At 62.2% G+C, this 11,474-nt stretch carries 9 protein-coding genes; 1 reads left to right on the plus strand and 8 read right to left on the minus strand.

All coding sequences use genetic code 11. The features are described 5' to 3' along the window. The 8 genes from MESS2_RS20990 to MESS2_RS21025 form a co-directional block, all read right to left on the minus strand. Positions 1–912: hypothetical protein (locus MESS2_RS20990; RefSeq protein ID WP_040593632.1), on the minus strand; the 912-nt coding region annotated here is incomplete at its 3' end. Positions 913–936: 24 nt separating this feature from the next. Further along, the gene (locus MESS2_RS20995) at positions 937–2,409 is read right to left on the minus strand and encodes an aspartate aminotransferase family protein (RefSeq protein WP_008876457.1); all 1,473 of its coding nucleotides are present in this window, start codon (positions 2,407–2,409) and stop codon (positions 937–939) included. A gap of 30 nt (positions 2,410–2,439) precedes the next feature. Further along, the gene (locus MESS2_RS21000; protein ID WP_008876458.1) at positions 2,440–3,447 is read right to left on the minus strand and encodes an NAD-dependent epimerase/dehydratase family protein; all 1,008 of its coding nucleotides are present in this window, start codon (positions 3,445–3,447) and stop codon (positions 2,440–2,442) included. Further along, entirely contained in the window at positions 3,444–3,893 is a 450-nt protein-coding gene (locus MESS2_RS21005; RefSeq protein ID WP_008876459.1) for an EamA family transporter, read from the minus strand. The genes MESS2_RS21000 and MESS2_RS21005 overlap by 4 nt, the downstream gene beginning before the upstream one ends. Before the next feature lie 125 nt (positions 3,894–4,018). After that, positions 4,019–5,371: an FAD-binding oxidoreductase gene (locus MESS2_RS21010; RefSeq protein ID WP_008876460.1), complete on the minus strand. Its 1,353-nt coding sequence runs from the start codon at positions 5,369–5,371 to the stop codon at positions 4,019–4,021. 2 nt (positions 5,372–5,373) lie between these two features. Continuing rightward, the gene (locus MESS2_RS21015) at positions 5,374–6,807 is read right to left on the minus strand and encodes a UbiA family prenyltransferase (RefSeq protein WP_008876461.1); all 1,434 of its coding nucleotides are present in this window, start codon (positions 6,805–6,807) and stop codon (positions 5,374–5,376) included. Between the two features lie 204 nt (positions 6,808–7,011). Continuing rightward, complete coding sequence (locus MESS2_RS21020; RefSeq protein ID WP_008876462.1) at positions 7,012–7,275, minus strand: hypothetical protein; 264 nt, start codon at positions 7,273–7,275, stop codon at positions 7,012–7,014. A gap of 165 nt (positions 7,276–7,440) precedes the next feature. Beyond that, positions 7,441–9,933 carry a mechanosensitive ion channel family protein gene (locus MESS2_RS21025; RefSeq protein WP_008876463.1) on the minus strand — a complete coding sequence of 831 codons (2,493 nt, stop codon included), beginning with the start codon at positions 9,931–9,933 and terminating at the stop codon, positions 7,441–7,443. Positions 9,934–10,130: 197 nt separating this feature from the next. Between MESS2_RS21025 and MESS2_RS21030 the strand changes: the two genes are divergently transcribed. Continuing rightward, a complete protein-coding gene (locus MESS2_RS21030; protein ID WP_008876464.1) occupies positions 10,131–11,390 on the plus strand; it encodes a sarcosine oxidase subunit beta in 1,260 nt (419 codons plus the stop codon). The last annotated feature ends 84 nt before the right edge of the window (positions 11,391–11,474 follow it).

Below are 11,474 nucleotides of genomic sequence, written 5' to 3' on the forward strand. Positions count from 1 at the left end.
AAGGTAGGCGATAGCCGAGAACGGCGGATCGAAGCCGTCCATATTGTAGCGCTGCTCGATCGACGAGAACCACAGATGCGGCCACCAGCCCGGATGCTGCGCCCAGTGCGAGATGGCGAAATAGGCGACGAGCGAGGCGGCAAAGCCAGCCAGCGCGCCCCACGCCTTCTGCCGGAAGACCAATAGCAACACGGCAAAAATAGCAAGGAAAACAATATTGTCGGGCCGCGCCATGAAAGCGAGGAAGAGCAGGATCGCGGTGGCCAGTTCACGGCCGCGCGTGTAGGCAAAGAGCCCGCCGAGGAACAGCGCCGAGCACAGGAGATCAGGCGTCGATGCCCGCGCAGCGTCGCCGAAATCGGCCATGATCAGCACCGCGCCGAGAACCGGCGCCAGCGCCAACGCGCCTTCGGAGCGCAACCAGAGCAGTGCGATCGCACCGAACAGCAGAACCGAGAACACCTGTAACAACCGCATCGCCTCGACCGGTGACATCACCGAGTTCATCGTCGACAGGATCTCGGCATAGAGGAACTTGATCCGGTACATGCCGAGCAGGGAATGGAAATCGGCGGCGTTCCCGGCCATATGGCTGCGGAAGCCGCCGCTATCGTCGGTCAGTGTCTTGTAGTCGCCCGCCGACAATTCGGCCTTGACGGTGCCATAGGCATAATCATGCAGTGCCTGCGCATCGGGATAGGTGCTCTCCTCGGCGATCGCGAGATAAGGCAGCATGTCCCAATTGGCGTCGGGCATGAACCACGCCGTCACCGCCGTCAAAAGGATGTAGAAAGCGAAGGCCGCCGCACCGATCGGCGCGGCCAAGCGCGCATAGGCCCCCTCACCCCACGCCAGACCGGCCCCGGTGGGCCGGTCGAGCAGGTTTGTCGGAGCGGGAGACCTGGTCAGCATGGGTTTCGCTCGGCGGACATTCGTTCAGCGAACCTGGCTTTTGACGAAGTCCTTCACGATCGACACGATGCCCCGCGACAACAGTCTGTCGAGCGCCTCGATGAAGCGGTCGACATGTTCGCGCTGGCAGATCAGCGGCGGTTCGAGGCGGATGACGTTGCGGTTGTATTCGGTAAAGGCGACGAGCACGTCATAGTCGCGCAGCAGCAGCGCACCGACGAAGCCGGACAGCGAGCCCTTCAGCTTATCGTCGAGCACGCTGACGACGGGGCGCAGCACCATCGGCAAGGTCTGCGAAAAGTCGTGGAACTCCAGCCCGACCATCAGACCCTTGCCGCGCACGTCCTTGATCATCTTCGGGTATTTTTCCCTGAGCGCCTGCAGGCGCTGCAGCAGGTAATCGCCGGTGACGGCGGCATTGTCGATCAGCCCCTCGTCATAGAGCACGTTGAGCGCCTCGATCGATGTGACGCAGGCCTCGCCCATGCCGCCGAAGGTGGCCATGGCATGGATCATCGCCGTCTTCGGCGTGCCGTAGGCCTTCATGTAGATCTCGCGCCGGGCGATCATGGCGCCGACAGCCGCCTTGCCGCCACCGAGCGACTTGGCCAGCGCCGTCACATCGGGAATGACGCCGTAATGCTCGAAAGCATAGAAGCGGCCGGAGCGGCCATAGCCGCACTGTACTTCGTCGGCCACCCACAGCACGCCATACTGGTCGCACAGCGCACGCAGCTTCTGCCAGTACTCGGCCGGCGCCTGGATGATGCCGCCACCGCCCTGGATGGTTTCGAGCACGATGACGCCGATCTCGGGGTCAGTGCGGAAGGCGCGCTCGACCGCCTCGATATCGGCGAACGGAATGCGCACCACATTTTCGGCAACCTTGAAGTCGGCGCGGTAGAGCTGACCGTCGGTGATCGCCAGCACGCCCTTGGTCTTGCCGTGGAAGGAATTCTCGGCATAGACGACCTTCGGCCGCTTCGGGCCGGCGGCGCGCTCGGCGAGCTTCACCGCGGCTTCCATGGCCTCCGAGCCGGACGAGCCGAGGAACACCATATCGAGTTCGCCGGGCGAGCATTTGGCGATGTTGTGGGCCAGGGCCGCCGCATATTGCGACATGAAAGCGATGGCGATCTCCTGCCGCTTCTCCTCCTGGAATTTGCGGCGTGCCTCGAGAATGCGAGGATGGTTGTGACCGAAGGCCAGCGAGCCGAAGCCGCCGAAGAAATCCAGGATCTTGCGGCCGTTCTGGTCGATGTAGAACATGCCTTCGGCGCGCTCGATCTTGATCTTGTGGAAGCCGAGCAGCTTCATGAAATGCAACTGACCCGGGTTGAGATGCGCCTTGAACAGGTCGGTCATCCGCGCCACGTCCATGGCCTTCGCCTGTTCGACGCTGATCAGGTCTGGCTTCTGGGTAGTATCCGGCGACAGCGCCGGTGCGCTGACCACGGTGCGCGCTTTTGTGTGTTCCGGCTTGGCCATCACGGTCATCTCAAGAAATCCTTTGTTCGGCAGGCGCCATTATTCGGCGGGCACATGTTTGGTGGCGACGGCGTGGCCGTCCTTCTTGGCGCGGTATTCGCTGTAGGCTGCGATCAGCATATCCTCGTCGCGATATTGCGGCACCCAGCCGAGCTGGCGCTCGGCCTTGGATACGTCCAGCACGCATTCCTCGTCGGCGATCAGATATTGTTCCGGATCCATGATCGGCATGTTCATGAGGTCGAGCAGGTCGAGCGTGCGCTTGACCGCCCAGCCCGGTGTCGGAATCAGGATCGACTTCGAGCCGGCATGCTTGATCAGGTCGCCGAGCAATTTCTTCACCGGCGGCGGGTTGAGGGAGCCCAGATTGTAGGCCTCATCAGGCACACCGGCCTTCCAGGCGGCACGCGCCGCCTCGGCGCAGTCGAACACCGAGATGAACTGATAGGGATTCCTGCCCGAGCCGATCATCGGTACCGGAAAATTCCAGTCGATCAGCTTGAACAGTTTTTCCAGAATGCCGAGGCGGCCGGGACCGATGATGAGGCGCGGCCGAAACAGCGAGATCGACATGCCGCGCTTGCGCCATTCGGCGGCCAGTTCCTCGGTCTTCTGCTTCGACCAGCCATATTCGCCAAGGGGCGCGACCGGGTGCTCCTCGGTCATCGGGAATGTGACCGTGTGGCCGTAGATCATGTCGGTCGTGTAGTGGACGAGCCTCGGAGCGCTGGCCTTGTCCATCGCCTGCATAATGTGCTCGGTGCCATGGAAATTCACCGGGAAGAAGAATTCGTGCCGCTTGGCCCGCACCTGGATCGGCGACAGCATCTTGGCCGACAGATTATAGACCATGTCGTCGGCCTTCAGCACGACCGAAGCGACCGAGGCCGGATCGGTGACATCGCATCTGACATAGCGGACCGAGCGGTAGTGCGGCAGATCGCTTTTGGCGATGTCGGCGACGACCACATCCTCGCCATCGGCGAGAAGCTTTGGGGCCAGATGGCGGCCGACGAAACCGTCGCCGCCGAAAATCACATGTCTCATCGAACGATCTCGTTTGCGTGAATCTTGTCAGGGGCGATGGAGGCGGTCTGGTCCTCATGCCCTCGCCCACCCAAATCTCGCCCACTTTGCGCGATCAGCACCGTGCCGACGCAAATGAAGGCGATGCCGGCGATGCGCCAGGCATTGAGATCTTCGCGGAAGATGAAATAGGCGAAGATCGCGACCGCGACATAGGCAAGGCTGAGGAACGGATAGGCGAAACTGAGCTCTACCTTGGACAGCACATAGAGGTGCGAGGCCATCGAGATGACGAAGGTGCAAAGGCCTAGGAACACCCACGGGCTGAACACGATCTGCAACAGCTTGAGCAGCGGATTGACGCCCTCGAAGGAAACCGGACCGAGCGACATCATGCCTTGCTTCAGCATGAGCTGCGCGGCGGCATTGGTCATGACCGTGAACAGAATGAAGGCGATATATTTCATGTTCTTCCCACCAACCCCTTCAGCCGTCCTATTACAAATCCACAAATATTTCGTGAAGTAATAAGAGCGTTTCCGGTAAATCTTTGAGTTATCGATTCGTTAACCATGAATTATTCGAATTTTATCTACTCCGCGGCTTGGGTGGCGTCTCCTTGCTCTTCGAGCTGTTTCGCCGTTCGGGCCCAGAAACTCGACATGAAGGCAGGGTCGCGGATTGCTTCGAGGCGGTGCCATTTCGGAAACGAGGCGGCGAAGATGTCGGCGCCCATACGGGCGTCCTTGTAGGGATTGACCGCGCCGCCGGCTTCGACAGTGATGCGGTCCAGTTCCTTGAGCAGCGCCAGCGTCGCCTGGCCACGGTTGGGAAAATCCAGCGTCAGCGTGAAACCCGGCCGCGGGAACGACAGCAGCGCCGGTGAGCGGACCGTGCCGAAGCGCTTCAGGACCGTGAGGAACGAGCCCTGCCCGGTCCGCTTGGCGGCCGCCAGCAGCGCCGGCACGACCTGTCGCGCAACATTTTCCGGCACCACGCTCTGATGCTGGAAAAGCCCGTTCGGTCCGTAGAGGCGGTTCCAATTGCCAACGCCGTCGAGCGGAAAGAAGAAACCCTGATAGCCGACATGCCGCGGCGCCGTGGACCGACCTTTCTTCCACCGGTAGACGGCGTTGAAAACGGTCAGGAACGGCCGGTTGAGCACGTTGAACGGCGGCTGGAAGGGCACCGAAAACCGGCCGCCAGCCTGCCAGGCCGCATGCGAGCCATGCTCGGCATGATTGCCGGTGAACAGCAGCCCGCGGCCGCTGCGATGGCCGCCGGCAAGCTGGTCGATCCAGGCGACGGCATATTCGTTGGCCATATCGGCCGCTTCGGCAAGCTCGAAGAATTCGCCGAGGTTGCGGAAAGGCGTCGCCGTCTCGACGATGTCGAGCGATGGCACCCGCATCAGCCGGATCGATGCGGACACGATCAGGCCGGTCAGCCCCATGCCGCCGATCGTCGCTCCAAACAGCCATGCATTGTCGGTGGCCGAGCAATGATAGGTTTGCCCGTCGGATCTGAGCAGGGTCAAGGATTCGACATGGCAGCCGAAGGTGCCGCGCCGGTGATGGTTCTTGCCATGGACGTCATTGGCAATGGCGCCGCCGAGCGTGACGAACTGGGTGCCTGGAACGACTGCCGGAAAGAAGCCATAGGGCGCCGCATGGGCGATGATGTCGGACAGAAGTGCGCCGGACTCGGCTTCGATCACGCCGGTTTCCGCATTGAAGGCGCGGATGCGGGCCAGCGGCCGCATGTCGACAAGCGTGCCCGCCTCATTCTGGCACGAATCGCCATAGGAACGGCCATTGCCATAGGCGAGCAAGGCGCCTTTCTTGGCTTTGCGCTGCTTCAGCAGCGCGATGCCGTCACCCGCCGAAATCACATTGGGTGCCGGCGGCGTCGCGAGGCCAAAGCTCTGAAACGGCTCCCCGGCCATGTCTACAGGCTTCCAGCGACCAGCAGCGCGGCGCCGATGAGCACGACGATCTGGCTACGCCAGTCGCGGATGATGAAGACGACCGGATCGTCATGCATCTCGTCGCGGCGGGCGAGTATCCAGACGCGAATGGTCAGGTAGAGCACGATCGGCGCCAGCGGCCAGACCAGCCAGGGGTTCGGATAGAGTTCGCGCACCGCGGCGCTGTCCATATAGAGCGCCAGCACCAGTGCCGAGGAGAAGGCCGAGGCCATTCCCGCCTGGGCGACGATCTCCTGGTCCTCGGTGCGGTAGCCGCGGCCGGCAATACGCTCACCGGCCGGAATGGCGGTGGTGCGCAGCTCGACGAAGCGCTTCACCAGCGCCAGCGACAGGAAGAAGAAGATCGAGAAGGCGAGCAGCCAGAACGAAACATCGACGCCGGTCGCCGCCGCGCCCGCCAGGACGCGGATCGTGTAGAGGCCGGCCAGCGTCAGCACGTCGACCAGGAGCATGCGCTTGAACGACAGCGAATAGGCCGTGGTGACGACCATGTAGCCGAAAAGCACCCCGAGGAATTCCCACCGCAGAAAGCATGCGGCACCGATGCCGATTGCCAGCAGCAGCGCCATCGAACCGAGGCCGAACGGGATCGACAGCGCGCCGCTGGCGAATGGCCGGTTGCGCTTGGTCGGGTGTTTGCGATCGAGCGCGAGATCGAAGAAATCGTTGAGGATGTAGATGGCCGAGGCCACCGCGCTGAACGAGACGAAGGCCAGCAGGCATTCCCAGATCATGTCGGAGTTGAAGTACTCGTGCGACAGCACCATCGGCACGGCGATCAATGAGTTTTTCAACCACTGATGAACGCGCAGCATCTTGACGATGGTTCTGAATGTCGGCTTCGGCGCCGGCATCATTTCGGCGCTGTGCATGGCCTGCCAGCGCGCGGCCTGGCGGTCGGGGGCGACGACGATCGCCGTGCGCGCGGCGTCGAACACCTGGAGGTCGTGCCGGCTGTTGCCGGCATAGTCGAAGCCGCCATCGCCATAGGCGGCGACAAGCGAGGCGCGCTTTCTGCCTGAAGTCATGTTGTGCGGACCATCGGTCGCCAGCACGCGATCGAAAATCCCCAGATGCGCGGCGATCGCCTCGGCGAATTTTCGCGGCGTGCCGGTCGCCAGCACAACCTGGCGGCCCTCGCCATGTTCGGTGCGAAGGCGCTGCAGCAGCACCTCGCGATAAGGCAGCGATGCGGGATCGATGTCGATGCGTTGGGCGATGGCCTGCTTCAACCGCGCCGGGCCGCCGGCGAGCCAGAACGGCAAGAGAAAAATATAGAGGGGGTTCCTCTTGAGTAGGATGAACAGCCCTTCCCACAACAGGTCCGTCGCGATCAGCGTGCCGTCGAGATCGACCGCAAGCGGAATTGCGTTCCTGTCAGACCGCGCGTCCATTTCTCGTTGCCCTGCCTACCCCGTCGCGCCGCTTTTCAGCGTCTTCGCATCTGGTATAGCGGGGAACGGCGTAGTGAACGTTAAAACGCCCGGTTGCAGCATGCAGGCCGGGCGGTATTTCCAGCGTCATTGTTAAACAATTGCTACCGGAAACAATAAAAGGCCGGGCAATTGCCCGGCCTTTGCAAGAGATACGGCCCAAGTTTACTTGATGCGGGCGACGCCGCCCGAGATTTCGACCGTTTCCGAGCCGGTCAGCGCCTCGAGGTCGCCATTCGGCAAGGTCACGAAACAGCCATTCGGGCAAAATTCCACGGTTTCGCCGGCGGCCAGCGCCAGCTCAGTCTTGCCGCCGCCTTCGGTCACGATCAGCGTGCGGGTCTCGGCGTCCTTGTTGACCGCGCTCGCTGCAAAAGCCGAGCCGCCCACGGCAAGAAAAGCGACGGCGGCAACGACAGACTTCCACATTTTACAATATCGGTGTTTCCACCGCCTCTGTTGCATTTCGCAAGGCATTCTCGCCCTTTGCATGTGAGCTTATATGACATGCAAGCTGAACAGCAACTGAATGCCGCATTCATGCCGCAATTGCTTTCGCTGGCGTGGAGCCTGGCTCAACGCCGTTCGCAGACTCTAACCGGGATCCGGCTTGCGGGCCTTGCGCCCGGCTTTGGCCAGTCGCTGTGCTTCGGCCGCGGCTTCGGCCTTCGCCCGCTCCTGTGCGGCGAATTCGACCTCGATCTTGTCGTCGTCGATCGGCCATGCCTCATGCTTCTTCGGCTCGACGACGGCGCGCGGCTGCGACGGAATCTCGATATGCTCGCGGTCGAATCTATCGAGGACGGTGAAGCGGATGTCGTTCTGTACGGTGGCGCCGTTCAGCACATCGGCGAGAAATACGCGGATCTCGAACTCAAGCGCGGCCAGCCCGAAATTGGTAAACAGCACGAAGGGTTCGGGGTTCTTCAGCACCAATGGATGGCCGCGTGCGATCTCCAGCAGGATGTCATGAACCTGCTTGACGTCGCTGCCATAGGCGACGCCCACCCTGATGTCGACGCGGCCGAGCTTGTTGCGATGCGTCCAGTTGCCGACCGCATTGTTGATCAGGTTCGAATTGGGCAGGATCACCGACTGGCGCTGGAACGTCTCGATCTCGGTGGCGCGCACGCTGATCTTCTTGACCGTGCCGCTGATATCGCCGGCGACGATCCAGTCGCCGACCTTGAACGGCCGCTCTGCCAGCAGGATCAGGCCCGAGACGAAGTTGGAGACGACGTTCTGCAGGCCAAAGCCGATGCCCAGCGAAAGGGCGCCGGCGACGAGCGCGAGATTGGACAGATCGATACCCGCCGCCGAGATGCCAACGAGTGCCGCCAGCGCCACGCCGGCATAGCCGACCGCCAGCCGGATCGAGTTGCGCACGCCGGTGTCGACCTTGCCGCGCGCCATGACCGAGCCGTCGAGCCAGCCCTGGAACCAGCGCGTCAGGAAATAGCCGATGATGAAGACGACGATGCCGGTCAGGATGCCGAGGAACGAGATGGTCACCGAGCCGATGGTGATGCCAGTGGCCAGCTTGTAGGCCCAGGCCTGGATGTCACCGGGCTGGAAGCCCCACATCAAAAGGATCAGCGGCAGGAACACCAGCACGATCATGACATTGATGGCGATGCTGACGACGAGGCCGAGCTGGTCGAGGGCTGCATCCTCATAGCTGGAATTGGCCGACAGCCAGCGCCCGATCGACGTGCCTGCGAAACCGCCTTCCTCGCCGATCTCTCGTGCCGAAAGGAAGCCTATGTAGGCAGTGACCAGGACCGTGCCGGTGACCACGACCTGCAGCGAGACGAAAATGGCAAGGCCGATATAGCCGAACAGCGCCGCTGCGATGGTGAAAAGGCCGAGCGCGATAGCCGTGTAGCGCAGCCACGCCGGCCAGGGGCGCCAGCTTCCATCGGGCGCCTTGAACGGTCTCAGCAACGCCATCAGGATCAGGATGACGCCGACGATGATGGTGGCGACAAAGCTTCTGGCGATGGTCAGCGACAGCGGCGATCCCATCTTGTCGTTGACGACCGACAGGAAATTGTTGAAGCCGATGACCACCGCCATGGCGGTCGTCAATCGCACCAGCCAGCGCGCCGGGCCCGTTTCGACAGGTATCAGACGCCAGTTCGGCAGCCTCGGCTCCAGCGCCGCATTGGTCATCCGGTTGACGCAGAACACCACCGCGATGACGGCAGCCAGGGCATTCAGGAAGACGCCAATGTCGCCACGCAACACATTGTAATAGTTGAAAAAGAAAACCGTCGAAGCCAGGAAGGCGCCAACCGCCAGCGTCGGCAGCAATGTCGACCAGAACGCCACCGACAGCCGGCTGAGATAGGACGGGTCCTCGACGGAGGGATCCGCTTCGAAGACACGTCCAAACAGCCGCCGGCCACCGACAAAAAGCACCGCGGCGAGTGCAAGCGCCATCAAGGTCGCCGCCAGCATCGCCTGGAACTTGAACTTCAGGGCGAAGCCCAGCCAGGACGACACTGCTTTGTAAAGATTGGCGTATTCGTCCTGGGCGTCTGAGAACACCTGAGGGCTCAGCGCGTCGGACAGTTCATATCGTTTGGTCAGCACATTGCGGAAAAGCTCGCTACGCGTAGTGCCGATCTTCTCGATCAGTCCATTGATGCGGATCGACAGATTCTGCGCGCCGGCGATGACGGCGTTGATCTCGGCCTTTTCGGACGCCAGGGCCCCGCGCTCGCTGCTGACGATCTCGGGTTCTGGCGGCTGACCCTCGGCCGGCGGGGCGCCCAGCGCCTCGACACGGTTGTTGATGTCGGAAAGACGCGAGCGAAACGCCAGCGCACTGGTCAGTGCAGCCCGCGACATCTCCTCCAGTTGCAGGCGGATATCGACGAGGCCGGCGTCGTCCGAGGCCTCTTGCGATGTTTTCTTCTCGAGATCATCGGTCTTCGCCGTCAGATCCTGGATCGCCTTCTGCTGCTCTGCAATCAGCGCAGCGGAGCCCTGGCCGATCGCCTGCGCCATCGCGTCGAACGACGGCGCCGCCGACACGACGACCAGCGCAAGGATCAGAACCAGGCGGAGCAATCTGAAGAACATGATCTGTTGGCGACTCGCGAACGGCAATGCAGCCCTGAAAACGCATCCTTGATAAAGACGCTCATATCACGGGGCAAGCCATGACGCCCGCCGCGTTTTCGGAGTCGGCCAGTCGAAAAGCGATGGCGCAATATTGGCTTTGCGCTGGTGGCCTGCTCTATAGTCTGCCGCATCGCCCACGAAGGATGACAAAAAGAATGGCGGAATATTCGGCGTTTTCGCTTCTCAAAAACGCACTGACCGGCAACAAGGACTGGAAGCCGGCCTGGCGCAAGCCGGACCCGAAGGCATCCTATGACGTGATCGTCATCGGCGGCGGCGGCCATGGCCTGTCGACCGCCTATTATCTCGCCAAGGAGCACGGCATCACCAATGTCGCGGTGCTGGAGAAGGGCTGGCTTGGGTCGGGCAATGTCGGCCGCAACACGACGGCTGTGCGCTCCAACTATTTGCTGCCCGCCAATACGCGCTTTTACGAACATTCGATGAAACTGTGGGAGAACCTCTCGCACGATCTCAACTACAACGTCATGTTCTCGCAGCGCGGCTGCCTGAATCTAGCCCATACGCCCGGCCAGTTCGATGATCTTGCCCGGCGCGGCAACGCCATGCGTCATCTCGGCGTCGACGCCGAACTGATGACGACGGCCGAGATCGCGCGCCTTGTCCCGGCGATCGACGTCTCCGGTTCGGCGCGCTTCCCGATTGTCGGCGGCCTGATGCAGCGGCGCGCCGGCACGGCCCGCCACGATGCGGTTGCCTGGGGCTACGCCCGCGGCGCCGACCGTCGCGGCGTCGACATCGTCGAGAATTGCGAGGTCACCGGTTTCCTGCGCGATGGCGACCGCATCACAGGCGTCACGACCACGCGCGGCGAGATCCGCGCCAAGAAGGTGGCGCTTGCGGTTGCTGGCAGCACCGGCCGCGTCATGCAGCTCGCCGGCATCGACCATATGCCGATCGAGAGCCATGTGCTGCAGGCCTTCGTGTCTGAATCGCTGAAGCCGATCATCGACACGATCCTGACCTTCGGCATGGGTCACTTCTACATCTCGCAGTCGGACAAGGGCGGCCTGGTCTATGGCGGCGACCTTGACGGCTACAACAGCTATGCCCAGCGTGGCAGCCTGCCGATCGTCGACGAGGTGATGAGCGAGATGCTGGCGCTGTTCCCCGGCCTCGCTCGCGTCCGCATGCTGCGCTCCTGGGGCGGCGTCTGCGACATGTCGATGGACGGCTCACCGATCATCACCACCGGCCCGCTGCCGGGCATGTATCTCAATTGCGGCTGGTGCTATGGCGGCTTCAAGGCAACGCCGGCATCCGGCTGGTGCTTTGCCTGGACCATCGCCAAGGACGAACCACACGAGTTCAACGCCCCCTTCATGCTCGACCGTTTCTATCGCGGCCTAGTGATCGACGACAAAGGCCAGGGCGCAACGCCTAGGCTGCATTAGACCATGATCCCGAACCGAAGGACCGCGCTAGCGAAAAGTGGAAACCGGTTTTCGGAAAAGATCATGGTCAAACAAGAAGATAGA

This window comes from Mesorhizobium metallidurans STM 2683 (assembly GCF_000350085.1).
GTDB classification, from domain to species: Bacteria; Pseudomonadota; Alphaproteobacteria; order Rhizobiales; family Rhizobiaceae; genus Mesorhizobium; species Mesorhizobium metallidurans.